Source organism: Clavibacter sepedonicus (assembly GCF_000069225.1).
Lineage (GTDB): Bacteria > Actinomycetota > Actinomycetes > Actinomycetales > Microbacteriaceae > Clavibacter > Clavibacter sepedonicus.
On record NC_010407.1, the window covers coordinates 2,063,253 to 2,089,720 of the forward strand.

The following is a 26,468-nucleotide window of genomic DNA, read 5'->3' on the forward strand; positions in this document are numbered from 1 at the left end:
CTCAGGAGGCGGACAGCACCAGGGCGTTGCCCCACGGGTCCTCGAAGGCGAGCGCACGGCCGTCGTCGCGCGTGGCGACGCCCGCCGACCGGAGGCGCGCGTCCACCGCCTCGACCTCGTCGCGCGTCGGCACCTCGATGCGCACCGTGCCGAGGCCGAGCGTCGCGGGCCGTCGCCCGGCGCCCCGGCTGTTCCAGGTGTTCATCGCCATGTGATGGTGGTACCCGCCCGCGGAGACGAAGATCGCGGATCCGTGCCAGCCGGCCACGAGCTCGAAGCCCAGGGTGTCGACGTAGAACGCGGACGCCGTCTCCGTGTCGCCCACCTGCAGGTGCACGTGGCCGATCCCCGCCGCGTCGGACGCGGCGTCGTCGACCGGCGCGAGCTCGTCGCGGAGGAACGCGTTCGGGTCGAGCCGCAGGCTGTCCATGACGACGTGGCCGTCCTGCCACGTCCACTCGTCGCGGGGACGGTCGGTGTAGAGCTCGACGCCGTTGCCCTCGGGGTCGGTGAAGTAGAAGGCGCGGCTGACGAGGTGGTCGGCGCTGCCGGTGTAGGTGCCGGGCGCACGCCGGGCGACCGAGGCGACGGAGCGGGCGAGCGCGGCGGGCTCGTCGAAGAGCACGGCGGTGTGGAAGAGGCCCGCGTTCCCCGGGCTCGGGAGGTCGTGGCCGCGCGCGGGCTCGAGGACGACGGCGGGGACGCCACCGCGTCCGAGCGTCGTGGACTCGGCACCCTCGTCGAGCTGCTCGAGCCCGACGGCGTCGCGGTAGTAGGCGGTCATGCGGTCGAGGTCGCCGACCAGCAGGGTCACGGGGCCCATGGTCGTGGCGGCGGAGAGCAGGTCGGGCATGGGTCCTCGTTCGTCGGGTCGTTCACGGGCTTGTTGAACTCTCAACCATTGTGCACGGACGGGCATTCCCGGTGGCGTCCGGACGCCTTCCTATGATGGGAAGGCCCTACCCGGAAGGATCCACATGACCGAGCCCCACCCCTGGCGCCGCTACGTCGCCCTCGGCGACTCCTTCACGGAGGGCATCGGCGATCCCGAGCCGGGGAGCCCCGGCGGGCACCGGGGCTGGGCCGACCGCGTGGCCGAGGTGCTGGCCGAGCAGGTCGAGGGGTTCGCCTACGCGAACCTCGCCATCCGCGGGCGGCTGCTCGGGCAGATCGCCGACGAGCAGGTCGAGCCGGCGCTCGCGCTGCACCCCGACCTCGTCTCGCTCTCGGCGGGCGGCAACGACATCCTCCGGCCCGGCGCAGACCCCGACCGCCTCGCGGAGCGCCTCGACGGCATGGTCGCCCGGCTCTCCTCCGAGGGCGCGACCGTGGTGCTGTTCACCGGCACCGACGTGAGGTTCTCCCCCGTCTTCGGCCGACTGCGCGGCAAGGTCGCGATCTACAACGAGGACATCCGCGCGGTCGCCGCCCGGCACGACTGCATCGTGGCCGACCAGTGGGCGCTCACCGAGATCCAGGATCCGCGCATGTGGGACGTCGACCGGCTGCACCTCGCGCCGCTCGGCCACCACACCGTGGCGCGCATGGTGCTGCAGGCGCTCGCCGTGGAGAACGACCTGGAGCCCTTGAAGCCCGAGCCGCTGCCGCAGCGCATCTGGAGCCAGGCGCGCGCCGGCGACATCGACTGGGCGCGCTCGTACTTCGTGCCGTGGGTGCTGCGGCGCCTCCGCCACCAATCCTCGGGCGACGGACGCACGGCCAAGCGGCCGGACGCGTCGCCGTGGACGCGCGTCGACGCCGGGAGCTGAGCGCCCGCCAGATCCGTCAGCCGAGCAGCTCGCCCGGGTTGCCCAGGCGCCACCAGCCGTCGGGGCCCGGGATCGCGCGGTCGAGCGCCAGCGGCACCCGCACCGTCTGCTGCCCGGCCGTGACCGTGGCCGTGCCGACCGCGGTGCCGGCGGGGGCCTCCCCGGATCCGGATGCCTCGACCGTCGTCGTCACGGGCGTGTCGCCCCACACGAGCAGCGACTCGTCCTCGCCGGCGACGGCCTGGGCGGTCGCGCCCCATGCGGTCGTGTAGTCGGCGAACGGCTCCCCCGCCGTGGCCACCTGCACGACGTGCAGGTTCGCCGTGACCGTCGGCAGCAGCGCCGTCACCTGCCTGGCGAGCTCCGCGTGGTCCCGCGCGCCGAGGGTCACGCCCACCAGGGTCACGTCCCGGTCGCCGACCTTCGTGTCCACCGCCCAGAGCAGGCACTTGCCCGCCTGCTCGAGCGTGCCGGTCTTGATGCCGCGGAACCCGGGGACGTCCGCGAGCATGTTGCGGTTCTCCACGGTCCCCACCCCCGCCACGTCGGCGCTGCGCTGGTCGACGATGCCCGAGAGCACCGGGTCGGCGAGCACCATCTCGCCGATGCGGACGAGGTCGGCCGTCGTGCTCACGGTCTCGGGCGAGAGGCCCATCGCGTCCGCGACGTGCGTGCCTGTGAGGCCCTGGTCGGCGAGCCAGGCGTTCGCGGCCGCGACGAAGGCGTCGTTCGAGCCGTACGCCCAGACCCCGAGCGCCGCCGCGTAGTTGTTGGCGCTCGCGAGCAGGGCGCCCTCCAGGAGGTCCCGCTGCGAGAGGCTCGTGCCCGGCACGGCGGGCTCGACGATCCCGTCCTGCTTGAGGATCTCGCCGCGGAGCGCCTCGTCCTCGGCGGTGAAGGTGACCTGCGGCCCGTCCTCGCCGGGCGCGAGCGGCTTCGCCTCCAGCACGACGAGGGCCGTCACGGTCTTGGTGATGCTCGCCATCGGCCGGGACACGGGCGCGGCCTCGTTCGTCGCGAGGACGCCGTCGAACCCGATGGCGCCGACGGCGGAGACGCCATCGGCCGGCCAGCTCTCGGGCGTGGGGACGTTGACGACGGGCGACGGGGCGTCGACCTGGGCGACCGCGGCGGGCGGATCCGCCGTGAGGGTGACGGGGACGTACACACCCGCGGAGACGATGAGCGCCGCGGCGACGCCGGCCAGGGTGACGCGGCGGACGCGGCTCACGCGGGGACCCGCAGCGCGTAGAGCGCGACGGCGCTCGCCGCGGCCACGTTGAGCGAGTCGACGCCGTGCAGCATGGGGATCACGACGGTCGAGTCCGCGTGGCGGAGCGCGTGGCGGCTGAGGCCGTCGCCCTCGGTGCCGAGCACGAGCGCGATCCGCTCGGGCGCATCCGCCGCGAAGGCGTCGAGGGTGACCGCATCGTCCTCCAGGGCGAGCGCGGCGAGGTGGAAGCCGGCCTCGTGCAGGAGCGGCGCCGCCTCCGACCACTCGGGCAGACGGGTCCACGGCACCTGCAGCACGGTGCCCATGCTGACGCGCACGCTCCGCCGGTAGAGCGGGTCGGCGCAGCGCGGGGTGATCAGCACGGCGTCGGCGCCGATGCCCGCCACCGCGCGGAAGATCGCGCCGACGTTCGTGTGGTCGACGATGTCCTCCAGCACGACCACCCGGCGCGCGTCCCGCAGGACGTCGGCGACCGCGGGCAGCGGCGGACGGTGCATGGCCGCGAGCGCTCCGCGGTGCAGGTTGTAGCCGGTGAGCCGCTCGAGCACGGCGGCCGCGCCGACGAAGACGGGCACGTCGGGGAAGCCCTCGAGGAGCGGCGCGACGTCGTCGAGCCACTGCTCCTGCACGAGCACCGAGCGCGGCACGTGCCCCGCGGCGAGCGCGCGGCCCATGACCTTGGTCGACTCGGCGATGTAGAGGCCGCCCGCGGGCTCGCTCACACGACGGAGGGCCACGTCGGTGAGCCGCGAGTAGTCCTCGAGGCCCGGAGAGGAGAGGTCCTCGATGCGGTGGATGTGCACGCCGGTCCTTCCTCCGTCCGCCCCGTCGCGGGTGCGGAGCCTCATCGCGCGGTGCCGTCGCGGGGATGCGCTGTCTAGACTCGACAGGACAATGATGCCCTGCCCCGTCGCCGCCCGCCGACATGGCACGGCGCCAGCTCGGCACCGGGAGGCCCCATGAGCACCGCTCTCCGTGACGATCCCCGACCCCCCGCGGGGTCGACGATCGTCGAGGCGGTCGAGCTGATGCGCGGCCGCCGCACCGCCGTCCTCACGGGCGCCGGCCTCAGCACCGACTCGGGCATCCCCGACTACCGCGGCGAGGGCGCCCCGAAGCGCAACCCCATGACCTTCCAGCAGTTCCGCAGCGAGGGCGACGACTTCCGCCGCCGCTACTGGGCGGGCGGGCACCTCGGCTGGAAGGCCTTCAGCTCGGCCCGGCCCAACGACGGGCACGCGGCGCTCGCCGACCTCGAGGCCGCCGGCGTCGTGGGCGGTCTCGTCACGCAGAACGTGGACGGCCTGCACGAGCGCGCCGGATCCCGGCGGGTGGTCGACCTGCACGGCTCGCTCGACCGGGTCCTCTGCCTCGACTGCGGCCAGGCCTACGCGCGCTCCGCGATCGCCGACCGCATCAGCGCCGAGAACCCGTGGCTCGACCAGCCCGACGCGGTCGAGCTCAACCCGGACGGCGACGCGCAGGTGCACGACGTCGACCGGTTCCGCATCCCCGTCTGCAGCGTCTGCGGCGGCATGCTCAAGCCCGACGTGGTCTTCTTCGGCGAGCTCGTGCCCACCGAGCGGTTCCGCGAGGCGAGCGCCATCGTCTCGGACGCGGACGTGCTCCTCATCGCCGGGTCGTCCCTCGCGGTCAACTCCGGCATCCGCCTGCTGGAGATCGCGCGGAGGAGCCGCATGCCGATCGTGATCCTCAACCGCGGCACCACCAAGGGCGACACCCGGGCCACGGTGCGGCTCGAGGGCGGCACGAGCGAGATCCTCCGCACCATCGCGACGGAGCTCGCGTCGTGACGCGCATCGTGCTCGTCCGCCACGGCCGCACCGCGTGGAACGTGGAGCGGCGCGTGCAGGGATCCAGCGACATCCCGCTCGACGACACCGGCCGCGCGCAGGCCGCGACCGCGGGCGCGCTGCTCGCGGAGGGCGGCGCGGGATGGGATGCGGTGCACGCGAGCCCGCTGAGCCGCGCCTTCGAGACCGCGTCGATCATCGCGGAGCACCTCGCCCTCGGCGGTGCGCCCACGACGGGTCCGCTGCCGGAGCCTGCGCTGGCCGAGCGCCGCTACGGCCTCGCGGAGGGCCTGACCCACACGGAGATCGAGGCGCGCTTCCCGGACGGCGACGTGCCCGGCCGCGAGACCGTGGAGTCCGTCACCGAGCGCGCGGGAGCAGCGCTCCTCCGCCTCGCCGAGCGGCACCCCGGCGGGTCGATCATCGCCGTGTCGCACGGCGGCGTCATCGCGGCGCTCGCCCGCAGCCTCGACGCGTCGCTCGTCGGCCGCCCGGGTCCCATGATCGAGAACGGCTCGACGCACACGTTCGGCGTGGTCGACGGCGAGCTGTCGCTGCTGCGCTTCGGCGGCATCGCGGACCTCGGGTCGATCGCCGACCTCGACCCGGCCCGCCGGGCCTGAGACCGAGCCTCGGCCGGGGCCGCGGCCGCTCCCCCGGCCGGGCGGACGGTGTCCCCGCCGGGCTCAGGCCCCGCGACGCCCCGTGCGGGCGACCTGCTCGAGGAGGTCGCCGAGCGCCTCGGCCGACCGGTCCCAGTCGTACTCGACGGCGCGGGCGATGCACGCCGCCGACCGCCGCCGCCACTCCTGCGGGTCCTCCAGCGCGCGCACGGCCGCGGCGAACCCCTCGGCGTCGTCCGGGTCCACGTACACGGCCGCGTCGCCGCCGATCTCGCGGAAGATCGGGATGTCGCTGACCACCACGGGGAGGCCGACGCTCATCGCCTCGATCACGGGGATCCCGAAGCCCTCGTCGCGCGACGCGGTTAGGAGCGCCATCGCGCGGCGGAGGGTGGACGCGTACTCGGCGTCGCTCGCCCCGTCGCGGAACACGAGCCGCGCCCCGTCCGCGATCGCCTCCAGGCGCTCGCGCTCGGCGGGCCCGATGCGGCTCATGAGGTGCAGCTCGTGGTCGGGCAGGTCGTCGGCCGCGCGCACGAGGGTCTCGACGTTCTTGTACGGCATGTACGAGCCCATGTAGACGAGGGTCCGCTCGGCGGGCGCGTCGCGCGGACCGTCCGGGCGACCGTCGGGCGCCGCCGCGAGCTCCGCCGCGTTCGGCACGACGACCACGGGCCGCGTGGTCAGCCGGTGCGCGCGGATCAGGCCGCGCGTCGTCTCGCTCACGGTCACGATCGCGTCGGCCCGGTCGAGCAGCAGCCGCTGCGGCCACCACGCGAGGTGGAACGCCCGCCAGATCGCGCGCACGGGCGCGGGCAGGTCGCGCGGCGGACGCCGGTGCCGGTAGTAGATGAGGTCGTGCAGCGTGAGCACGAGCGGGTAGGTGCGCCCCCGCGAGCCCATGGTCTGCATGGGGCTGTAGACGACGTCGGGCCGCATGCGCGAGACGCGTCGCGCGACCCAGGGCTCGCGGGGCCCGGTCGGCGAGCTGACCAGCTGCCACGGCAGGTCCGGCAGGAGCGCGAGCTGGCGGTGGTCGCTGATGAGCATGGTCACGTCGAAGCGCGAGCCCAGCCGGGCGACCAGCTCGGCGCCGTAGCGGCTGATCCCGTCGTGCCGGCCGATGCGGGTGTACCGGCAGTCGAACACGAGCCTCACGACGCGCTCCCCTCGTCCAGGAACCGGCGGATGGCAGCGGCCGCCTCCCGGGGCGTCTCGTAGTGGATGAGGTGCCCGACCCGCGGGATCACCTCGAGCCGCGCGTCCGCGAAGAGCCTCTGCAGCCGGTGCTGCGCGGCGACGGGAGTGATGTCGTCGCGCTCGGCCGCCACGAGCAGCACGGGGACGGCGACGCGCGGCGCGTACGTGCTGGCATCCGACGACACCGACGCGCGGAACGCCTCGAGCACGACGCGGCGGTCGCTGAAGGCGCTGAAGAACCGGTCGTGCTGGTCGTTGATCCACCGGCGGAGCGACCGGTCGTGCGTCTTCGCCATCGCCTCGCTCATCACGCGCACGATGGCGCGGTTGCGCAGCAGGCCGAAGCCCGCGCGCTCGGGCAGCACGGCGGCGGCGCGGTAGTAGAGCACGGCGAGCCGGGTCAGGATCCCCCGCGGCCCCTCGAGCGCGGGCGCCGCGATGGGGTTCACGAGGATCGCGCGCGGGCTCGGCAGGCCGTCCGCGAGCGACGCCGCGACCACGATCGACCCGAACGAGTGGCCGAGCACGGTGGCGTCCCCCGTGCCGGTCGCGTCGACGAACGCGCGCAGCCACGCGGAGTAGCCGGGGATGTCGTGCCGGGCGTCGACGAGCGGCGTCGAGTCCCCGAAGCCGGGCAGGTCGGGCGAGAGGATCCGCACGCCCGGCAGCTGCGCCACGACCGGCTCCAGCCCGTGGTGGTCCCCGCGGAACCCGTGCACGACGACGAGCGTCTGCGCGGCGTCGGCCGGCCCGTACTCCCACCAGGCGGTGCGGCTCCCGAGGAGGTCGAGGGTTCGGCGGACCACGGGGATGCGGTCGAGCTGGGCGGCGTAGGGCGAGGGGACGGTCATCGGGGACGAGTCTACGAGCGGGGGCCGCCGGCGCCCCCGGGCGCGCCGGGCTCCGCCCGCCCGGCCTCCCGCGCCTACGCCTAGAGTTGCGAGCGAGCATCCCCGCCCCGAGTCGACGCCCCCGTCGGGCCCATGAGGAGAACAGTGAGCTTCACCGCCCCCATCACCCTGCCCGGCCTCACCCTCGACAAGCAGTGGTACAAGCGCTCGGTCTTCTACGAGGTGATGATCCGCTCGTTCGTCGACTCGAACGGCGACGGCACGGGCGACATCCAGGGCCTCATCTCGAAGCTCGACTACCTGCAGTGGCTCGGCATCGACGGCCTGTGGCTCCCGCCCTTCTTCCAGTCGCCCCTCCGCGACGGCGGTTACGACATCAGCGACTACATGGCCGTGCTCCCCGAGTTCGGCACCCTCGACGACTTCAAGGAGCTCGTCACCAAGTCGCACGAGCGCAACATGCGCATCGTCATCGACCTCGTGATGAACCACACCTCCGACCAGCACGAGTGGTTCCAGCAGTCCCGGTCCGACCCGGAGGGCCCCTACGGCGACTTCTACGTCTGGAGCGACACCGACGAGAAGTACGAGGACATCCGCGTCATCTTCGTCGACACCGAGGAGTCCAACTGGACCTTCGACCCGGTGCGCCGCCAGTTCTTCTTCCACCGATTCTTCTCGCACCAGCCCGACCTTAACTTCGACAACCCGAAGGTGCACGAGGCGATCTACGGGGTCATCCGCCACTGGCTCGACATGGGCGTCGACGGCCTGCGCCTCGACGCGATCCCCTACCTCTACGAGACCGAGGAGGGCAACGGCGAGGGCGAGCCCGCCACGCACGAGTTCCTCAAGCGCCTGCGCGCGATGGTCGACGAGGAGTACCCGGGCCGCATCCTCATCGCCGAGGCCAACCAATGGCCCCGCGAGGTCTCCGCGTTCCTCGGCACCGAGGAGGAGCCCGAGTGCCACATGGCGTTCGACTTCCCGATCATGCCGCGCATCTTCTACTCCCTCCGCTCGCAGACCGCGGACGAGCTGAAGCGGATCATGGGCGAGACGTTCGATATCCCGGAGGGCGCCGCATGGGGCGTCTTCCTCCGCAACCACGACGAGCTCACGCTCGAGATGGTGAGCGAGGAGTACCGCCAGGCGATGTACGGCTGGTACGCCTACGACCCGCGGATGCGCGTCAACATCGGCATCCGGCGCCGCCTGGCCCCGCTCCTCGACAACTCGCGCGCCGAGCTCGAGCTCGTGCACGCGCTCCTGTTCTCCCTGCCCGGCAGCCCGTTCCTCTACTACGGCGACGAGATCGGCATGGGCGACAACATCTGGCTGCCGGACCGCGACGCCTCGCGCACGCCCATGCAGTGGACCCCCGACCGCAACGCCGGGTTCTCGACCGCCGACCCGGGCAAGCTCTACCTCCCCGTCGTGCAGTCGCTCGTCTACAACTACGCGCAGATCAACGTGGAGTCGCAGCTGGCGCAGTCGCGCTCGCTGCTGCGCTGGGTGCGGAACGTGATCCACGTCCGCAAGGCCCACCCGGTCTTCGGCCAGGGCACCATCACGGTCCTGCCGACCGACCACGAGAGCGTCCTCGCCTTCGTGCGCTCCTACGAGGGCAGCGGCACGCACTTCGGCGACCGCGCGGAGGACGTGCTGTGCGTGTTCTCGTTCGCGCACAACCCGGTCTCGGTCACGATCGACGCGTCCGACTTCGCGGGATCCCAGCTGTACGACCTCTTCGGCGGCGGCGTCTTCCCGACGGTCGGCAACGACGGACGCCTCACGCTGACGCTCGCGACGCAGAGCTTCTACTGGCTGCACATGGGTGCGCCCACCATCGGCGGTCGCCCGTAGCATCTACAGGATGAGCTCCCGCTGGCACGACACCCTGGCCTCGTTCGACCTCGAGACGACGGGGGTGGACGTCGAGACCGCGCGCATCGTCACGGCGTGCATCGTCGTGCTCGACGCACAGGGCGAGGTCGTCGAGCGGCACGACTGGCTCGCGGATCCCGGCGTCGAGATCCCCGCGGGCGCAGCGGCCATCCACGGCGTCACGACGGAGCGCGCCCGGGCCGAGGGTCGCGACGCCGGCGCGGTCGTCCTCGAGATCGTCACCACCATCCGCGAGATGTTCGCGCGCGGTCTCGCGCTCGTCGTCTACAACGCGCCCTACGACCTCACGCTCCTCAACCGCGAGGCCGTGCGCCACGGGGTCGAGCCGCTGCGCGACACCGGCCCCGTCATCGACCCGCTCGTCATCGACAAGGCCGTGGACACCTACCGCCGCGGCAAGCGCACCCTGTCCGTCGCCGCCGAGCACTACGGCGTCCGGCTCGACGACGCGCACGACGCGGGCGCGGACGCCATCGCGGCCGGCCGGGTCGCCCAGGCCATCGCGGGGCGCTACGCCGACCAGCTCGACATCCCCGTCCTCGACCTGCACGACCGCCAGGTCGACTGGTCGCGCGTGCAGGCGGAGAGCTTCCAGGACTACATGCGGCGCACGCGGGATCCCGCCTTCACGACCTCCGGCGCCTGGCCCGAGCGGCACGTCGGCGCCTAGGACTGGTCCCCCCGGGCGATGCTACCGACGCGAGCGCGGCGCCCCGGGACGACGAAGGGCGCCCGGCCTGACCCGGGCGCCCTTCGTCGTGCTGCAGCGAGAGGCTGCTACTTCTTGGTGCCGAAGCCCGCGTAGCGCGAGTTGAACTTCTCGACGCGGCCCGCGGAGTCCATGATGCGCTGCTTGCCCGTGTAGAACGGGTGCGACTCGCTCGAGATCTCGACGTCGATGACGGCGTACTCGTTGCCGTCCTCCCAGACGATGGTCTTGGAGCTGCTCACGGTGGAGCGCGTGAGGAAGGTCGCGCCGGAGGCGAGGTCGCGGAAGACGACGGGGGCGTACTTGGGGTGGATATCGGTCTTCATCGGGGTGTCCTTCGTCGTTTCTGGTGTCTGCGTGGGAAGCGTGGGTGCCCGGGATGTTCACCGGACCAGTGGACGAGTCTACCAGACGGGTGCCAGGATCGGGTCGGCGCGCCGGGAGCGGCGCGCGGATCAGCGGCGGCTGGCGCGGGCGGTGAAGCGCCCGTCGACCTGCATGACCTCGAGGTCGAGGCCGAAGGTGCGGCCGAGGTTCTCGGCCGTCACCACATCCCCGAGCGGACCGGACGCGACGACCGCGCCGTCGCGCAGGAGGAGGCCGTGCGTGAAGCCACGCGGGATCTCCTCCACGTGGTGCGTGACCATGACGATGCCGGGAGCCTCGGGGGCCGACGCGTAGCCGCCGAGCAGCTGCAGCAGCTCCTCGCGCGCGCCGAGGTCGAGGCTCGCGGCCGGCTCGTCGAGGAGCAGCAGCTCGGGGTCGGTCATGATCGAGCGCGCGATCTGCACGCGCTTCTGCTCGCCGTCGCTCAGCGTGCCGAAGCGGCGCTGCTCGAGGTGGCCGAGGCGCCACTCGGCGAGGACGCGCTGGGCGCGACGCACGTCGATGTCCTCGTAGTCCTCGTTCCAGCGGCCGGTGACCGAGTACGCCGCGGTGAGCACCACGTCGAGCACGGTCTCGTCGGCGGGGATGCGGCGGGCCATCGCGGTGGACGCGAAGCCGATGCGCGAGCGCAGCTCGAACACGTCGACGCGGCCGAGCTCGTGGTCGAGCACCGTCGCGGTGCCGGAGGACGGGTGCTGCATGGCGGAGGCGATCTGCAGGAGGCTCGTCTTGCCCGCGCCGTTCGGGCCGAGGACGACCCAGCGCTCGTCGCCGTCCACCGTCCAGTCCACCTGGTCGAGGATGGTCGTCCCGTTCCGGACGAAGGACACTCCGGACAGGGAGAGGACGTGGCTCATGCGCACGAGTCTACCGGCCCGGACCCCTGGCACCGCCCGGCGGTGGGATGCGCCGGGCGGACCGGACGGCGGCCCGGAGCCGGGCGATCAGCGCAGGATCGACGCGTAGATCGCCTCGGTCTGGCGGGCGATGCGGTCCCACCCGAACTCCCGCTCGGCGCGCACGAGCCCCGCCTCGCCCATGCGCATCGCGGTCCCCGGGTCCTGAACCACCTCGGTGAGGGTCGCGGCGAGGTCGCGGACGAAGCGCTCGGGGTCGGTGGGCGTGCCCGTGCCATCGGTCGCCTGGTCGATGGGGACGAGGCGGCCGGTGACGCCGTCGTCGACGACCTCCGGGATCCCGCCCGTCGCGGTGCCGACGACGGGAGCGCCGCAGGCCATGGCCTCGAGGTTCACGATGCCGAGCGGCTCGTATACCGACGGGCAGACGAAGACAGTGGCGGCGGTGAGCACGGCGGACAGCTCGCGTCGCGGCAGGAGGCGGTCGATCCACACCACGCCGGAGCGCCCCTCCTGCAGGCCGCGGACGAGGGCCGTGACCTCCTCCATGATCTGCGGGGTGTCGGGCGCACCCGCGCACAGCACCATCTGCACGTCTGCGGGAAGCAGCGCGGCCGCACGCAGCAGGTAGGGCAGGCCCTTCTGGCGGGTGATCCGGCCGACGAACACGACCGAGGGCCGCGACGGGTCGATGCCGAGCGAGCGCACGAGCTCGTCGTCGTGCACGGGCTTCCACGACTCGAGGTCGATGCCGTTGTAGACCGTGTGCACCCGGGCCTCGTCGAGGGCCGGGTAGGAGCGGAGGATGTCGCGCTTCATGCCGTCGCTCACGGCGATGACGGCGTCCGCCGCCTCGTACGCGGTGCGCTCGATCCAGCTGGAGACGCGGTAGCCGCCGCCCAGCTGCTCGGCCTTCCAGGGGCGCAGCGGCTCGAGGCTGTGCGCGGTGACGACGTGCGGAATCCCGTGCAGCATCGACGCGACGTGGCCCGCGTGGTTCGCGTACCAGGTGTGCGAGTGGACGACGTCGGCGCCCGCGACGTCGCTCGCGATGGCGAGGTCGACGGCCATCGTCTGCAGCGTCGCGTTGGCGCCCGCGAGCTCCGCCGGGACGGGGTAGGAGAAGACGCCGGGCTCCTCGCGGGGCGCCCCGAACGCGCGGACGACGACCTCGGTCCGCTGCCGCATGGCCTTGACGAGCTCCGTGACATGGACGCCGGCACCCCCGTAGACCTCGGGCGGATACTCCTTGGTGATCACGTCTGCTCGCATTGGTCGAACGCTAGTACATGCCCCGACGTGCATCTACGCTGGAGCAATGGCATCGAAGAAGATCTTTGGAATCGTGCTCGCCGGCGGCGAGGGCAAGCGGCTCATGCCCCTCACCGCGGACCGAGCGAAGCCCGCCGTCCCGTTCGGCGGGCAGTACCGGCTCATCGACTTCGCGCTCTCCAACCTCATCAACTCGGGGCTCACGCAGATCGTCGTGCTGACGCAGTACAAGTCGCACTCGCTCGACCGCCACGTGTCGCAGACCTGGCGCCTCAACCAGATGCTCAACTCCTACATCGCCTCGGTGCCCGCGCAGCAGCGCCTCGGCAAGCGGTGGTTCAGCGGCTCGGCCGACGCGATCCTCCAGAGCCTCAACCTCATCAACGACGAGAAGCCCGACATCGTCGTCGTGGTCGGCGCCGACCACGTCTACCGCATGGACTTCAGCCAGATGATCGACGCGCACATCGCATCCGGCCACGGCGCCACGGTCGCGGCCATCCGCCAGCCCATCGAGCTGGCGGACCAGTTCGGCGTCATCGACGTGGATCCCGCGAACCCGTACCAGATCCGCGCCTTCCTCGAGAAGCCGAAGGACCCGCAGGGCCTCGACGACTCCCCCGGCGAGGTGCTGGCCTCCATGGGCAACTACGTCTTCGACACGGACCAGCTCATCGACGCCGTCCGCCGCGACGGCGAGAACGCGGAGTCGGCGCACGACATGGGCGGCGACATCGTCCCGTGGTTCGTCGAGCAGGGCAACGCCGGCGTCTACGACCTCAACCGCAACGAGGTGCCGGGCGCCAACGACCGCGACCGGTACTACTGGCGCGACGTCGGCACCATCGAGTCGTTCTTCGACGCGCACCAGGACCTCATCTCGGCCCTGCCCGTGTTCAACCTCTACAACAAGGACTGGCCGATCTTCAGCCAGCAGCTCAACAGCCCTCCCGCGAAGTTCGTCCGCGACGCGCAGGGCAACACGGGCACGATGATCGACTCCATCACCTCGCTCGGCGGCGTCATCAGCGGCGCCCACGTCGAGCGCAGCGTGCTCGGCCCGTGGGTCATCGCGGAGTCGGGCGCCCGCATCGTCGACTCGATCGTGTTCGACAAGGTCCACATCGGGGCGGGTGCGGTGATCAGCCGCGCGATCCTCGACAAGGACGTCGAGGTCGAGCCCGGCGCCACGGTCGGGGTCGACCACGACCGCGACCGCGCCCGTGGCTACACCGTGACCGACGGCGGCATCACCGTCGTGGGCAAGGGCGTGCGCGTCACCCCGTGAGCGCCCCCAGCACGCTGACGACGACCACCACGCCGGCGCCGCTCGTCGCCCGCGCCCTCCCGCGCATGCTCGTGGTGCTCGACGTGGACTCGACCCTGATCGAGGACGAGGCGATCGAGCTGCTCGCCGCCGAGGCGGGCTCGCTCGAGGAGGTCGCCGCCGTCACCGAGCGGGCGATGCGCGGAGAGCTCGACTTCGCGGAGAGCCTGCGCTCGCGGGTCGCGACGCTGGCCGGCCTGCCGGTCTCGGTGCACGCGCAGGTCGGGGCGCGGATCCGGGTCACGCCCGGCGCCGCGCGCATGATCCAGGGGCTGCACGAGGCCGGCCACGTCGTCGCCGTCGTGTCGGGCGGCTTCCACGAGCTGCTGGATCCGCTGGCCGAGCGCCTCGGGCTCGACCTCTGGCGCGCCAACCGGCTGGAGACGACCGAGGGGCGCCTCACCGGACGCGTCTCGGGACCGGTCATCGACGCCGACGCGAAGCGCGCTGCCGTCGAGGAGTGGAGCCGCGACCTCGGGATCCCGCTGGCCCGCGTCGTGGCGGTCGGCGACGGTGCCAACGACCTCGAGATGATGCACGTCGCCGGCCTCGCGGTCGCGTTCGACGCGAAGCCCGCCGTCCGCCGGCGCGCCGACGTGTGCATCGACCGCCGGGACCTAGCGCAGGTGCTGGCGCTCCTCGGCCTGCCGCGCTGACGCGACCCGACCCGACGCGCCGCGATCCGACGCGCCCCCGCCCCTCAGCCCGCGACGACCGCCCGGGCGATCGCCGTGAGCTGCGCGATGTTCGCGGGCATCCGCCCCCGCTCCGACGGCAGGCTCGCGAGGTGCGTCACGTTGTCGAGGTACGCCAGGAAGATGAACGCGCCGAAGCGCTCGTCCGGGACGCCCGTGCTGCCGCCCGCCGCCGTGTAGGCGCGGTGGAACTGCGCACGCTGGCGGGGAGCGAGGTACATGATCGCCGCGGCGACGTCGAGCCCGGCGGGGCCGAGGCCGCAGCGGTCGAAGTCGATGACGGACACCCCGTCCGGCCCCTGGATGAGGTTGCCGGGGTGGTAGTCGCCGTGCACCATGATCGGCGGCCCGGCCTCCGCCAGCGTGGCGCGGAGCTGCTCGATCGCGCCGCCCAGCGCGTCGGCGGTGGAGCCGTCCGCCATGATGCCCGGGTAGCCCTCGACGAGGCGCTCCAGGCGGGTGGTCGCGTAGTCCGCGTCGTAGCGGCGGCGCTGTCCGGCCAGGGCGACGGCCGCCGGATCCGCACCCGCCGCGTGCAGGGCGGCGAGCGTCTCGGCGAACGGCCCCGCGTCCGCCGAGGCCGGGAGGCTGCTCAGCATCTCGCCGTCGTGCCACGTGAGCAGGCTCGCGAGGCGCCGCTCCACGCGCCCGCCCGACGCGCCGACCACCGCGCGGCGGAGCCCGACCTCGTCGTCGTCGGGCACGGCGACCTCGACGGTCGCCGTCCAGGAGCCGTCGCGCGTGCGCTGCGGACCGGGCACCGACGGCCAGCCCCGCGACGCGAGCACGTCGAGCCAGTCGAGCTCCAGGTCGATCTCGTGCTGCTTGCGGCGGGCGACGTGCAGGCGCAGCAGGTAGCGGGATCCGCCGTCGACGTCGACCCGGTACGCGTGGTTGTGCGTGGCCCCCAGCTCGGTGAGCGCGGCGGGACCGAGGTCCCAGGCCGCCAGGAGTTCGGTCACGGCGCTCTCCCCGACCGTCGGGGTCAGTGGCCCATGCCGAGGCCGCCGTCGACGGGGATCACGGCACCCGAGATGTACGCGGCCTCGTCGGAGGACACCCACGCCACGACGCCCGCGACCTCGGCGGCGGTGCCGTAGCGGCCGGCCGGGATGGACTTCTTGTACTCGGCGGCGGTGGCCTCGGGCAGCTCGGCGGTCATGTCGGTCTCGATGAAGCCGGGGGCGATCACGTTCGCGGTGATCCCGCGTCCGCCGAGCTCGCGCGTGACGGAGCGGGCGAGGCCGACCAGCCCGCTCTTGGACGCCGCGTAGTTGACCTGGCCGCCGGAGCCGTACAGGCCGACGACGCTGGAGATGAGGACGATTCGGCCGAAGCGCGCCTTGAGCATGCCCTTGGATGCGCGCTTGACGACGCGGAAGGCGCCGCCCAGGTTCGTGTCGACCACCTCGGTGAAGTCGTCGTCACTCATCCGCATCATGAGGGTGTCGCGCGTGATGCCCGCGTTCGCGACGACGACCTCGACGGGTCCGTACGCGGCCTCGACCTCGGTGAACGCGGCGTCGACGGACGCGGCGTCGGTGACGTCGGCGCGCACCGTGAGGCTGCCCTCGGGTCCCTGGCCGGAGCGGGCGGTGACGGCGACGCGGTGGCCGCGGCGCAGCATCTCCTCGGCGATCGCGTACCCGATCCCCCTGTTGCCTCCGGTGACGACGACGGTGCGTGCAGTGCTCATGGGGAACCTTCCATTACGGCTTGGAGGGGGCTTGCGGACGCGGACGAGCCTACCGGTGGGGCGGCGTACCCTGGTCTCGATGGGGAGCGCGTCGCTCCCTGCGAAGGACACCATCCACGCATGCCAGCTCCGCAGCAGTCGGTCACCAGCCTCCCCCGGTCCCCGCAGGAGGACCGCCATGCCCGCATGGTGAAGTACACCATCGCGATGAGCATCCGGATGGTCTGCATCCTGTCCTGCCTCTTCCTCCAGGGCTGGTGGCTGGCCGTCGCCGCCATCGGCGCCATCGTGCTGCCCTACTTCGCGGTCATCCTCGCGAACGTCGGCGGCAACCAGGGCACGGCGGTCGAGCGTCCCGGCGGCGTGGTCGTCGTCTCCGCCCGCCACTCCGGCTTCCCGCCGCCCGCCGAGCCGTTCGTCCCCTCCGAGCCCTTCCGCGCGTCGGAGCCGTTCACCACGCCCGAGCCGTTCACGACCTACGAGACCGGACGCGCGCCCGAGCCGACGCCCGACCCGGATCCCCGTCCGACGACCGCGGGCGGGCCGACCGCGCCCGACACCCCGACCGGCGCGTGAGCGGCCTCGCCTCCTGGGGGCTCGGATCCGCCGGGCCGTCCTCCGATGTCGTCGAATGCTCGCGCGCCGGATGCCGCGCCGATGCCGCCTGGCGCGTCGAGTGGCGGAACCCGCGCATCCACACGGCCGACCGGGTGAAGACGTGGACGGCGTGCGACGAGCACGTCGCCTTCCTCCGCGACTTCCTCGCCGGGCGCGACTTCCCGGTGCGCGTCGCCGCGCTCGACGCACCCGTCGCGGGGGCGATCGCGTGAGCCGCTGGCGCTTCGTCCTCAACCGCAGGTGGGCCGGGTACCTCGCGGTCGCCGTGGTCTTCGCCATCGCCTGCGTCCTCCTCAGCCATTGGCAGTTCGCGCGCCGGGACGAGGCACTCGCCGAGATCGCCAAGGTCGAGGACAACTGGGACCGCGCCCCGCAGCCCGTCGACCAGGTGCTCGCCGACACGTCGGCGTACGTCGACACGCAGAAGTGGACCCCGGTCACGATGACCGGCACCTACCTGGTCGACCAGCAGCTGCTCGCACGGAACCGGCCCTTCAACGGGCAGCCCGGCTTCGAGGTCCTCACGCCCCTGCGCCTCGACGACGGGCGGGTGTTCGTGGTCGACCGGGGCTGGGTGCCCATCGGCAACTCGCAGGACTCCCCCGACTCCGTCCCCGCCCCGCCCGTCGGCGAGGTCACGGTCACGGCGCGCCTCAAGGCGGGCGAGCCGGAGCTGCCGGGTCGCTCGGCGCCCGAGGGCCAGATCGCGACCGTCAACCTGCCCGACATCGCCGCGCGCGTCGGCTCACCCACGTTCACGGGCGCGTACGGGCTCCTGATCTCGGAGGATCCCGCCCCCGCCGACGCCGCCCCCTTCGCGACGCCGCGCCCCGAGGAGGACGAGGGCCCGCACCTCTCCTACGCGTTCCAGTGGCTGGTGTTCGCAATCATCGCGTTCGTCGGCCTCGGCGTCGCGATCCGCAACGAGTACCGCATCATCAACGCGGACGATCCCGAGGAGCAGGACCGCGAGCGCGCCCGTCAGGCCAAGCGGGCCCGCAAGCAGCCCTCGGACGCCGACGTCGAGGACCGGATCCTCGACGAGGCGCGCTGAGCCGACACCCCGCGGGCTCCTGACGGGTCGTGTCCGGCCCGCCTGGTCGGGTCAGGCGAGCTCGATGAGGTCCATGTAGTCGGGGCTCCAGTGGTCCTCGGTGCCCTCCGGCATGATGAGGACGCGCTCCGGGTTCAGCGCCTCGACCGCACCCGAGTCGTGGCTCACGAGCACCACGGCCCCGGAGTACGTGTTCAGCGCGCCGAGGATCTCCTCGCGGCTCGCGGGGTCGAGGTTGTTGGTGGGCTCGTCGAGGAGCAGCACGTTCGCGCCGGACACCACGATCATCGCGAGCGCCAGGCGCGTCTTCTCGCCACCGGACAGGACTCCGGCGGGCTTCGCCGAGTCGTCGCCCGTGAAGAGGAACGAGCCGAGCACGCGACGCGCCTCCATCTCGGAGATGTCGGGCGAGGAGGAGACCATGTTCTCCAGCACGCTGCGCTTCACGTCGATGGTCTCGTGCTCCTGCGCGTAGTAGCCGATGCGCAGGCCGTGGCCGGGCTCGAGCCGGCCCGTGTCGGGCTCGTCGACGCCCGCGAGGATCCGCAGCAGCGTCGTCTTGCCCGCGCCGTTGAGCCCGAGAATGACGACCTTGCTGCCGCGGTCGATCGCGAGGTCCACGGCCGTGAAGATCTCGAGGGACCCGTAGTTCTTGCTGAGGTCGCTCGCCATGAGCGGCGTGCGCCCGCAGGCGACGGGCTCGGGGAAGCGGAGCTTGGCGACGCGGTCGACGGCGCGCACCTCCTCGAGGCCGGACAGCATCTTCTCCGCGCGGCGCACCATTTGGTGGGCGGCGGCCGCCTTCGACGCCTTGGCGCCGAACTTCGCGGCCTGCAGCTGGAGGACGCCCGCCTTCTTCTCGACGTTGGCGCGCTCCTTCTTACGGCGCTCCTCGTCGGCGGCGCGCTGGCGCAGGTAGTGCTTCCAGCCCATGTTGTAGATGTCGATGACCATGCGGTTGGCGTCGAGGTAGAAGACGCGGTTCACGGTGTCGCCGACGAGCTCGACGTCGTGGCTGATCACGATCAGCCCGCCCTGGTACCCCTTGAGGAACTCGCGGAGCCAGGTGACGGAGTCGGCGTCGAGGTGGTTGGTGGGCTCGTCGAGGAGCATCGTGTCGGCGCCGGAGAACAGGATCCGCGCGAGCTCGATGCGGCGGCGCTGGCCGCCAGAGAGGGTGCTGAGCGGCTGGTCGAGGATCCGGTCGGGCAGGCTGAGGTTGCTCGCGATGGACGCGGCCTCGGCCTCGGCTGCGTACCCGCCGAGCGCGACGAAGCGCTCCTCGAGCCGGCCGTAGTCCTTCATCGCCTTCGCGGAGACCTTGTCGTCCGTCGACGCCATGTCGAGCATCGCGCGCTGCATGTCGAGCGACAGCGTCCCGAGCCCGCGGGCGTCGAGGATGCGCGTGCGGGCCAGGTCCTCCGGGTTGCCCGAGCGCGGATCCTGCGGCAGGTAGCCGATCTCGCCCGAGCGGTCGATGCGGCCGCCCGTGGGCTGGCCCTCTCCCGCGAGGATCTTGGTGAGCGTCGTCTTGCCCGCGCCGTTGCGGCCGACGAGGCCGATCTTGTCCCCCGGGCTCACCCGGAACGAGACGTCCTCCATGAGGACGCGGGCGCCGACGCGCAGCTCCAGGTCGTGTACAGCGAGCACGGTGAGAGGTCCTTCTGTTGAGCGGATGTCCCACGGTCCGTGGGAGGTGGGCGACCCGCAGCAGAGGGGGTCGAGCCCGGTCGGTCGAGGGCGTCCATCGGACCCGACCCGTCCAGTGTACGAGACGACGGCGGCGCAGCCCTCCCTGCGGCGGGTCGGGAGACGTGACGACGGCCCCACCGGGAGGGTGGGGCCGTCGTGGACGAGCGGTCGGGCGACGATCACATGGAGAAGCCGAGCGCCCGCATCATGTCGCGGCCGTCGTCGGTGATCCGGTCGGGACCCCACGGCGGCATCCACACCCAGTTGATGCGGAACGCGGCCACGACGCCGTCGAGCGCCTCGGCGGTCTGCTCCTCGAGCACGTCGGTGAGCGGGCAGCCCGCGGACGTCAGCGTCATGTGGATGATGAGGGCGTCGTTCTCGTCGTCCCACGCCAGGTCGTAGATGAGGCCCAGGTCGACCACGTTGATCCCCAGCTCGGGATCCATGACGTCCTTGAGCGCCTCCTCGACCTCGTCGAACTTCTGCGGGGTCAGCGTGCTCTGGGTGCTCACGCGTCCACCGTGGTCGAGGGCGTCAGGAAGCGGTCGTAGCCCTCGTCCTCGAGCCGGTCGGCCAGCTCGCGGCCGCCCTGCTCGGCGACGCGGCCCGCGACGAACACGTGCACGAAGTCCGGCTGGATGTAGCGGAGGATGCGCGTGTAGTGCGTGATGAGCAGGAGCCCGAGGCCCGTGTTCGCCTTCGCGCGGTTGACGCCTTCGGACACGATCTTCAGCGCGTCGACGTCGAGGCCGGAGTCGGTCTCGTCGAGCACGGCGAACTTCGGCTTGAGCAGCTCGAGCTGCAGCACCTCGTTGCGCTTCTTCTCGCCGCCCGAGAAGCCCTCGTTGACGTTGCGCTCGGCGAACGCGGGATCCATCTTCAGCGCCGCCATCGACGTGCGCACGTCCTTGATCCAGCCGCGGATGGCCGGGGCCTCCCCGTCGATCGCGGTCTTCGCGGTGCGGAGGAAGTTAGTGGTGGTGACGCCGGGGATCTCGACCGGGTACTGCATGGCCAGGAACAGGCCTGCACGGGCGCGCTCGTCGACCGTCATGTCGAGGACCTCGACGCCGTCGAGCGTGATGGAGCCGGAGTCGACGTGGTACTTGGGGTGGCCCGCGATCGTGTAGGCCAGCGTGGACTTGCCGGAGCCGTTCGGGCCCATGATCGCGTGGATCTCGCCCTCGTTGATCGTGAGGTCGACGCCCTTGAGGATCTGCTTGCGACCCTGCTCGGTGTCGACGCTGACGTGCAGGTCGGTGATGGTGAGAGTTGACATGCGTGCGGTTCCTCTAGCTCTTCGGGGTGGTGTCGATGTGGATGTCGCCGTCCACGATCGTCACGGGGTAGACGGGGACGGGCTCGTACGCCGGCAGCGTGCGCGGCTTGCCCGTCTCGAGGGAGAACTTCGAGCCGTGGGCCCAGCACTCCAGGGTGTCGCCCTCGACGAAGCCCTCGGCGAGCGAGATGTCGCCGTGCGTGCAGGTGTCGCCGATGGCGTGCACCGTTCCCGAGGAGTCCTTGACGAGCGCGATGGCGAGGCCCTCGATCTCGATGCGGAGCGCCTCATTCACGTCGAGGTCGTCGACCGCGCAGATGCGGACGGCAGTCATCGGATCGTCTCCGTGGAGGTGCTGGCGGAGAGCTCGGCCTCGATGGCGGCCTGCAGCCGCTCCTCCAGGTCGGGCACGCCGATTTGCTGCACGATCTCGCTGAGGAAGCCGCGGACGACGAGGCGACGCGCCTCCTCCTCGGTGATCCCGCGGGCCTGCAGGTAGAACAGCTGCTCGTCGTCGAAGCGGCCCGTGGCGCTCGCGTGGCCGGCGCCGGCGATGTCGCCGGTCTCGATCTCGAGGTTCGGGACGGAGTCGGCGCGCGTGCCGTCCGTGAGGACGAGGTTGCGGTTCTGCTCGTAGCTGTCGGTGCCGGGCGCCGAGCGGCGGATGAGGACGTCGCCGATCCACACGGTGCGCGCGCCCTTCCCCTGCAACGCGCCCTTGTAGGTGACCCGGCTGCGGGTGTTGGGGGCGTCGTGGTCGACGTACACCTGCTGCTCGAGGTGCTGGCCCGCGTCGGCGAAGTACACGCCGAGGAGCTCGCCGTCCGCGCCCTCGTTCGAGAGGTGGGCCGAGGGGTTCACGCGCACGATGGATCCGCCGAGCGTCACCACCACGTGCTTGAGCTTCGCGTCACGTCCGACGACGGCCTGGTGGGCGGCCAGGTGGCGCGCCTCGTCGTCCCACTGCTGCACGGTGACGACCGTGAGCTCGGCCTGGTCGCCGACGACGATCTCGACGTTCTCGACGAGGGACGCCGATCCGACGTTGTCGAGGATGACGACGCCGCGGCTGAACGGGGCGGCGGTGATCAGGGTGTGCGCGGCGCGCGGCGCGAGCCCGAGCTCGGAGCGGCCGACCGTGACGGTGACGCGCTCCTCCCCCGTGACCGCGATGGCGAGCACCTCGCCGAAGGACGACCAGGCGTTGGCCTGGGCGCGGTCCTCCGGGGCTCCCGCGGTGCCGATGCGTGCATCGTCGCGGGGGATCCAGGAGACGGACGTTCCGTCGGCCCCGCTGTGCGTGACCGGGTAGCGGGAGCCGTCGAGGTCACCGGAGATGAGGTCGTCGAGCCGGCGGACGGGCGTCAGCTTCCAAACGGCCTCGCGGCCGGTGACCGCTTCGAAGGCCTCGACGTCCGTGGACGTGAAGCGCTCGGAGCGGGTCTGGATGGGGACTGCCGCCCACCCTCCGTCGGTGTGCGCCCGGTTGCCGTGCTGGTCGGCGGGGACGGGGGCTTCTGTGGTGGCGAGTGGGGTCGTCATCTAGCCGACGGATCCTTCCATGCCCATCTCGATGAGCTTGTTGAGTTCGAGCGCGTACTCCATGGGCAGCTCTCGGGCGATGGGCTCGATGAAGCCGCGGACGATCATGGCCATGGCCTCGTCCTCGGGCATGCCCCGGCTCATCAGGTAGAACAGCTGCTCCTCGCTCACGCGCGAGACCGTAGCCTCGTGCCCGAGCTGGACGTCGTCCACGCGGATGTCGATCGCGGGGTACGTGTCGGAGCGCGAGATCGTGTCGACCAGCAGCGCGTCGCAGCGGACCGTGTTGGCGGAGTGGTGCGCCGCCGCGTCCACGCGGATCTCGCCGCGGTAGCCTGCCCGGCCGCCGCCGCGCGCGATGGACTTGGAGACGATCGACGACTGCGTGTACGGCGCCATGTGCACCATCTTCGCGCCGGCGTCCTGGTGCTGGCCGGGGCCCGCGAAGGCGACGGACAGGGTCTCTCCCTTGGCGCGCTCGCCCATGAGGTAGATGGAGGGGTACTTCATCGTGACCTTGGAGCCGATGTTGCCGTCGATCCACTCCATCGTCGCGCCCTCGGCCGCCGTCGCCCGCTTGGTGACGAGGTTGTAGACGTTGTTCGACCAGTTCTGGATGGTCGTGTAGCGGACGCGGGCGTCCTTCTTCACGATGATCTCGACGACCGCGGAGTGCAGCGAGTCGGACTTGTAGATGGGGGCGGTGCAGCCCTCGATGTAGTGAACGTAGCTGCCCTCGTCCGCGATGATCAGCGTCCGCTCGAACTGGCCCATGTTCTCGGTGTTGATGCGGAAGTACGCCTGCAGCGGGATCTCGACGTGCACGCCCTTGGGCACGTACACGAACGAGCCGCCCGACCACACGGCCGTGTTCAGCGCGGCGAACTTGTTGTCGCCCGCGGGGATGACGGTGCCGAAGTACTCCTTGAACAGGTCCGGGTGCTCGCGCAGCGCCGTGTCGGTGTCCATGAAGATGACGCCCTGGTCCTCGAGCTCCTTCTGGATGGAGTGGAAGACGACCTCGGACTCGTACTGGGCCGCGACGCCGGAGACGAGTCGCTGGCGCTCCGCCTCGGGGATGCCGAGCCGCTCGTACGTGTTCTTGATGTCGTCGGGCAGGTCCTCCCATGTCTGGGCCTGCTTCTCCGTGGAGCGCACGAAGTACTTGATGTTGTCGAAGTCGATGCCGGACAGGTCGGCTCCCCACGTCGGCATGGGCTTCTTGCCGAAGAGCTCGTAGCCCTTCATGCGGTTGGCGAGCATCCACTCGGGCTCGCTCTTGCGCCGCGAGATGTCGGCGACGACCTGCGGGGAGATGCCGCGCTTGGCCGAGGCGCCGGCGACGTCCGAGTCGGACCATCCGAACTCGTACTGCCCCAGGCTCTCGAGCTCCGGTCGGTCGATGAGCACATCCGACATGGCTACCTGCTTTCCTGACGATCTGGGCGTATCAGCGCCGTATCGGCATACCCCCCGCACGGCGACGCCGCTTCGGTGACGAGAGGAAGACTGTGGGTGTCCGGGATGCGGCGGCTCCACGCCCCGCGCCCCTCTTAGGATGAACAGGAACGCGGGTGGACTTGTTCCCGCCGTCCTCGCTGACGTGCCGGATGCTGCAAGACCCGACGTGTTCCATGAACCACCCGATTCTACGGGCAATCCAGCGGGCGCGGAAGGCAGGCAGTGACTCACGGCACCGATGCGGGGCAGTCTCCCAGTGGGAGCGTGCTAGATCAGACCCTCATGGTCGGCAGGCGGCTGCGGGAGCGGCTGCCGGACGGGATCACCCGCGTCACGCGGATGCTCGTCTGGACCACTCTCGTCGTGCAGACGCTCGTCGTCGGCACGGGCGGGCTCGTCCGTCTCACGGGATCGGGACTGGGGTGCCCGACGTGGCCGCGGTGCACCGCCGACTCGTTCGTGTCGACGCCCGAGATGGGCGTGCACGGCGTCATCGAGTTCGGCAACCGCCTGCTCACCTTCGTGCTGGTGATCGTGGCGATCGCCACGTTCCTCGCCGTCCTGCGTCTCCGGAACCGCGGACGCGGCCTCTTCTCGATCGCGCTCGCCATCGGCCTCGGCATCCCCGCGCAAGGGGTCATCGGCGGCATCACCGTCCTGACCGGACTGAACCCGTACGTCGTCGGCCTCCACTTCGTGGTGTCCGTGGTGCTCGTCGTGCTGTCCACCGTGCTGGTGTGGCGCACCTACCACCCGCTCGACGAGGCCGAGCGCTCGGTCCCGTCCTCCTTCCTGTCCCTGGCGCGCGCCACCGCCGTCGTCGTCGGCATCACGATCCTCGTCGGCATCGTCGTCACCGGATCCGGTCCCCACGCGGGCGACCAGGGTGCGGCGCGCAACGGGCTCGACCCGGAGCTGCTGCAGCACGTCCACAGCTGGCCGGCGTACACGACGTTCGGGCTGACGATCGCCCTGGTCGTCATCGCGGCCCGCAACCGGTGGACCGCCGTGTCGCGCTGGACCCGGGCGCTCCTCGCGGTCGAGCTCGTGCAGATCGCCGTCGGCCTGATCCAGGCGCGCACGGGCCTCCCCGAGTTCCTCGTGGGGCTGCACATGGTCCTCGCGTGCCTGCTGGCCTCCGCGATGACCGCGACGCTGCTGAGCACCACGCGCCGGGCCGACACCCTGCGGCTGACCCCCGCGGAGGCGCGGCGCTCCGCCCACGTGGGCTGATCCCCGCCCGTCCCGTCGACGACGCCCGCCCGAGCACCGCTCGCGGCGGGCGTCGTCGTCCCGGGCGAAGCCCACGGGACATCCCCACCCGGGCCCGGACGCGAGGTCCGCGGTCGTCGGACATGCCCGGACGAGCAGGAGCCGGGTCCTGATCGGCCCCCGGGCCCAGCGCCCTGGGTCCCTCGCCTCGAGCGCCGTCAGCGGAGCCGGGCGTCGTCGCGACGGAGACCGTCGGCCGGCGGGGGCGTCAGTCGACGGACGAGCGCCGCGGACCCGACGCGGGGATCAGAAGGGAAGGAGCGGGTCGATGCCGACCGCCAGGAACAGCAGCGAGAGGTACGAGATCGACGCGTGGAAGACGCGCATCGGCTTGATGGGCTCGTGGCGCACCGCGAGGTCGTACAGGCGGTGCGTCTCGTAGACGAACCAGCCGCCGCCCGCGAGCGCGGCGAGCGTGTAGACGAGCCCCATGCCCGCGACCGGGATGAGCAGCAGCGAGCAGGCGAGCGTGGCCCACGAGTACAGGATGGTCTGGAGGCCGACGGCGGCGCGGCCGCGGACGACGGCGAGCATGGGCACGTTGACCGAGGCGTAGTCGTCGCGGTACTTCATGGACAGCGGCCAGTAGTGCGGCGGGGTCCAGAGGAACACGATCATGAAGAGGATCACCGGCGCCCAGGAGATGTCGCCGGTGACGGCGGCCCACCCGATGAGCACGGGCATGCAGCCGGCCGCTCCGCCCCAGACGATGTTCTGCGGCGTGCGGCGCTTCAGCCACAGCGTGTAGACGAAGACGTAGAAGAGGATGGCGGCCAGCGAGAGCGCCGCGGCCAGCCAGTTGGAGATGACGCCGAGCCAGATGATGCTGGCGACGCCGATGATCCAGGCGAAGACGAGCGCCTCGCGATCCGTCAGCTCCCCCGTCACCAGGGGTCGGCGCTGCGTGCGCTTCATGACGCGGTCGATGTCGCGGTCGATGTAGCAGTTGAAGGCGTTGGCGCTGCCCGCGCTGAGCGTTCCTCCGACAAGCACGCCGAGGATCAGCCACGGGTTCGGCCACCCGCCCTGGGCGAGGATCATGACGGGCGCGGTGGTCACGAGCAGGAGCTCGATGACGCGCGGCTTCGTCAGTGCGACGTACGCCTTGGTCTTCCTCGCCACGCCGATCGTCTCCCGATCGACCCGACTCTGCACCGCAACGTTCATCGCACCTCTAACTCGCCGGACATTCCCTCCCCATGGTA

General features: G+C 71.8%; 28 protein-coding genes. 11 read left to right on the forward strand and 17 right to left on the reverse strand.

Annotation, left to right across the window (positions count from 1 at the left end):
- Nucleotide 1: 1 nt before the first annotated feature.
- Complete coding sequence (locus tag CMS_RS09640; RefSeq protein ID WP_012299278.1) at nt 2-853, reverse strand: VOC family protein; 852 nt, start codon at nt 851-853, stop codon at nt 2-4.
- 124 nt (nt 854-977) lie between these two features.
- Here CMS_RS09640 and CMS_RS09645 point away from each other — a divergent pair, with 124 nt between their 5' ends.
- The gene (locus CMS_RS09645; RefSeq protein ID WP_012299279.1) at nt 978-1,769 is read left to right on the forward strand and encodes an SGNH/GDSL hydrolase family protein; all 792 of its coding nucleotides are present in this window, start codon (nt 978-980) and stop codon (nt 1,767-1,769) included.
- Nucleotides 1,770-1,785: 16 nt separating this feature from the next.
- Here the strand turns inward: CMS_RS09645 and CMS_RS09650 are convergent, their stop codons facing one another.
- Nucleotides 1,786-3,000, reverse strand: coding sequence for a D-alanyl-D-alanine carboxypeptidase family protein (locus CMS_RS09650; RefSeq protein WP_012299280.1), 1,215 nt, complete (start codon nt 2,998-3,000; stop codon nt 1,786-1,788).
- On the reverse strand, nt 2,997-3,806 hold the full coding sequence (locus tag CMS_RS09655; protein WP_041464599.1) for a TrmH family RNA methyltransferase: 810 nt from the start codon (nt 3,804-3,806) through the stop codon (nt 2,997-2,999). Before CMS_RS09655 ends, CMS_RS09650 begins: the two co-directional genes overlap by 4 nt.
- A gap of 156 nt (nt 3,807-3,962) precedes the next feature.
- Here CMS_RS09655 and CMS_RS09660 point away from each other — a divergent pair, with 156 nt between their 5' ends.
- Both CMS_RS09660 and CMS_RS09665 read left to right on the forward strand, forming a co-directional pair.
- Entirely contained in the window at nt 3,963-4,817 is an 855-nt protein-coding gene (locus CMS_RS09660; RefSeq protein ID WP_012299282.1) for a Sir2 family NAD-dependent protein deacetylase, read from the forward strand.
- Entirely contained in the window at nt 4,814-5,440 is a 627-nt protein-coding gene (locus CMS_RS09665; RefSeq protein WP_012299283.1) for a histidine phosphatase family protein, read from the forward strand. The genes CMS_RS09660 and CMS_RS09665 overlap by 4 nt, the downstream gene beginning before the upstream one ends.
- A 63-nt stretch (nt 5,441-5,503) precedes the next feature.
- Here CMS_RS09665 and CMS_RS09670 read toward each other — a convergent pair whose 3' ends face one another.
- Together CMS_RS09670 and CMS_RS09675 are read right to left on the reverse strand one after the other, a co-directional pair.
- Nucleotides 5,504-6,598: a glycosyltransferase family 4 protein gene (locus CMS_RS09670; protein ID WP_012299284.1), complete on the reverse strand. Its 1,095-nt coding sequence runs from the start codon at nt 6,596-6,598 to the stop codon at nt 5,504-5,506.
- The gene (locus CMS_RS09675) at nt 6,595-7,491 is read right to left on the reverse strand and encodes an alpha/beta fold hydrolase (RefSeq protein ID WP_012299285.1); all 897 of its coding nucleotides are present in this window, start codon (nt 7,489-7,491) and stop codon (nt 6,595-6,597) included. Before CMS_RS09675 ends, CMS_RS09670 begins: the two co-directional genes overlap by 4 nt.
- Before the next feature lie 132 nt (nt 7,492-7,623).
- On the opposite strand from CMS_RS09675, the gene treS reads away from it, so the two are divergent.
- Complete coding sequence (gene treS / locus CMS_RS09680; RefSeq protein ID WP_012299286.1) at nt 7,624-9,357, forward strand: maltose alpha-D-glucosyltransferase; 1,734 nt, start codon at nt 7,624-7,626, stop codon at nt 9,355-9,357.
- Nucleotides 9,358-9,367: 10 nt separating this feature from the next.
- Nucleotides 9,368-10,069: a 3'-5' exonuclease gene (locus tag CMS_RS09685; RefSeq protein WP_012299287.1), complete on the forward strand. Its 702-nt coding sequence runs from the start codon at nt 9,368-9,370 to the stop codon at nt 10,067-10,069.
- A gap of 107 nt (nt 10,070-10,176) precedes the next feature.
- Here the strand turns inward: CMS_RS09685 and CMS_RS09690 are convergent, their stop codons facing one another.
- The 3 genes from CMS_RS09690 to glgA form a co-directional block, all read right to left on the reverse strand.
- Nucleotides 10,177-10,434, reverse strand: a complete 258-nt coding sequence (locus tag CMS_RS09690; RefSeq protein WP_012299288.1) for a type B 50S ribosomal protein L31 — start codon at nt 10,432-10,434, stop codon at nt 10,177-10,179.
- Nucleotides 10,435-10,563: 129 nt separating this feature from the next.
- On the reverse strand, nt 10,564-11,352 hold the full coding sequence (locus tag CMS_RS09695) for an ABC transporter ATP-binding protein (RefSeq protein ID WP_041464601.1): 789 nt from the start codon (nt 11,350-11,352) through the stop codon (nt 10,564-10,566).
- 87 nt (nt 11,353-11,439) lie between these two features.
- Nucleotides 11,440-12,624 (reverse strand): glycogen synthase, encoded by a 1,185-nt coding sequence (gene glgA / locus CMS_RS09700; RefSeq protein WP_012299290.1) that lies wholly within the window; start codon nt 12,622-12,624, stop codon nt 11,440-11,442.
- Between the two features lie 46 nt (nt 12,625-12,670).
- Here glgA and CMS_RS09705 point away from each other — a divergent pair, with 46 nt between their 5' ends.
- Nucleotides 12,671-13,912 (forward strand): glucose-1-phosphate adenylyltransferase, encoded by a 1,242-nt coding sequence (locus CMS_RS09705; RefSeq protein WP_012299291.1) that lies wholly within the window; start codon nt 12,671-12,673, stop codon nt 13,910-13,912.
- On the forward strand, nt 13,909-14,607 hold the full coding sequence (gene serB / locus CMS_RS09710; protein WP_012299292.1) for a phosphoserine phosphatase SerB: 699 nt from the start codon (nt 13,909-13,911) through the stop codon (nt 14,605-14,607). The genes CMS_RS09705 and serB overlap by 4 nt, the downstream gene beginning before the upstream one ends.
- A 44-nt stretch (nt 14,608-14,651) precedes the next feature.
- Here serB and CMS_RS09715 read toward each other — a convergent pair whose 3' ends face one another.
- Both CMS_RS09715 and fabG read right to left on the reverse strand, forming a co-directional pair.
- The gene (locus CMS_RS09715; protein ID WP_012299293.1) at nt 14,652-15,608 is read right to left on the reverse strand and encodes a phosphotransferase enzyme family protein; all 957 of its coding nucleotides are present in this window, start codon (nt 15,606-15,608) and stop codon (nt 14,652-14,654) included.
- Between the two features lie 23 nt (nt 15,609-15,631).
- Nucleotides 15,632-16,342: a 3-oxoacyl-ACP reductase FabG gene (gene fabG / locus CMS_RS09720; protein ID WP_012299294.1), complete on the reverse strand. Its 711-nt coding sequence runs from the start codon at nt 16,340-16,342 to the stop codon at nt 15,632-15,634.
- A 120-nt stretch (nt 16,343-16,462) separates the two neighbouring features.
- Here fabG and CMS_RS16225 point away from each other — a divergent pair, with 120 nt between their 5' ends.
- From CMS_RS16225 to CMS_RS09735, 3 genes are read left to right on the forward strand one after another with little or no spacing between them, the layout of a single operon-like run.
- Nucleotides 16,463-16,918, forward strand: a complete 456-nt coding sequence (locus tag CMS_RS16225) for a DUF3099 domain-containing protein (protein ID WP_012299295.1) — start codon at nt 16,463-16,465, stop codon at nt 16,916-16,918.
- Entirely contained in the window at nt 16,915-17,172 is a 258-nt protein-coding gene (locus CMS_RS09730; protein WP_012299296.1) for a hypothetical protein, read from the forward strand. The genes CMS_RS16225 and CMS_RS09730 overlap by 4 nt, the downstream gene beginning before the upstream one ends.
- A complete protein-coding gene (locus tag CMS_RS09735) occupies nt 17,169-18,014 on the forward strand; it encodes an SURF1 family cytochrome oxidase biogenesis protein (protein WP_012299297.1) in 846 nt (281 codons plus the stop codon). Before CMS_RS09730 ends, CMS_RS09735 begins: the two co-directional genes overlap by 4 nt.
- 51 nt (nt 18,015-18,065) lie before the next feature.
- Here the strand turns inward: CMS_RS09735 and CMS_RS09740 are convergent, their stop codons facing one another.
- The 6 genes from CMS_RS09740 to sufB all read right to left on the reverse strand — a co-directional run bounded on the left by CMS_RS09740 (nt 18,066) and on the right by sufB (nt 23,949).
- The gene (locus tag CMS_RS09740) at nt 18,066-19,664 is read right to left on the reverse strand and encodes an ABC-F family ATP-binding cassette domain-containing protein (protein ID WP_012299298.1); all 1,599 of its coding nucleotides are present in this window, start codon (nt 19,662-19,664) and stop codon (nt 18,066-18,068) included.
- Nucleotides 19,665-19,885: 221 nt separating this feature from the next.
- On the reverse strand, nt 19,886-20,221 hold the full coding sequence (locus CMS_RS09745; protein ID WP_012299299.1) for a metal-sulfur cluster assembly factor: 336 nt from the start codon (nt 20,219-20,221) through the stop codon (nt 19,886-19,888).
- On the reverse strand, nt 20,218-20,988 hold the full coding sequence (gene sufC, locus CMS_RS09750) for a Fe-S cluster assembly ATPase SufC (RefSeq protein WP_012299300.1): 771 nt from the start codon (nt 20,986-20,988) through the stop codon (nt 20,218-20,220). The genes CMS_RS09745 and sufC overlap by 4 nt, the downstream gene beginning before the upstream one ends.
- Nucleotides 20,989-21,001: 13 nt before the next feature.
- The gene (locus CMS_RS09755) at nt 21,002-21,322 is read right to left on the reverse strand and encodes a non-heme iron oxygenase ferredoxin subunit (RefSeq protein WP_012299301.1); all 321 of its coding nucleotides are present in this window, start codon (nt 21,320-21,322) and stop codon (nt 21,002-21,004) included.
- On the reverse strand, nt 21,319-22,530 hold the full coding sequence (sufD, locus tag CMS_RS09760) for a Fe-S cluster assembly protein SufD (protein WP_012299302.1): 1,212 nt from the start codon (nt 22,528-22,530) through the stop codon (nt 21,319-21,321). Before sufD ends, CMS_RS09755 begins: the two co-directional genes overlap by 4 nt.
- Nucleotides 22,531-23,949, reverse strand: a complete 1,419-nt coding sequence (sufB, locus tag CMS_RS09765) for a Fe-S cluster assembly protein SufB (protein ID WP_012299303.1) — start codon at nt 23,947-23,949, stop codon at nt 22,531-22,533.
- A 264-nt stretch (nt 23,950-24,213) separates the two neighbouring features.
- Between sufB and CMS_RS09770 the strand changes: the two genes are divergently transcribed.
- Entirely contained in the window at nt 24,214-25,224 is a 1,011-nt protein-coding gene (locus tag CMS_RS09770; protein ID WP_041464602.1) for a COX15/CtaA family protein, read from the forward strand.
- A 285-nt stretch (nt 25,225-25,509) separates the two neighbouring features.
- Here the strand turns inward: CMS_RS09770 and CMS_RS09775 are convergent, their stop codons facing one another.
- Nucleotides 25,510-26,430 carry a heme o synthase gene (locus CMS_RS09775; RefSeq protein WP_012299305.1) on the reverse strand — a complete coding sequence of 307 codons (921 nt, stop codon included), beginning with the start codon at nt 26,428-26,430 and terminating at the stop codon, nt 25,510-25,512.
- Between the last annotated feature and the right edge of the window lie 38 nt (nt 26,431-26,468).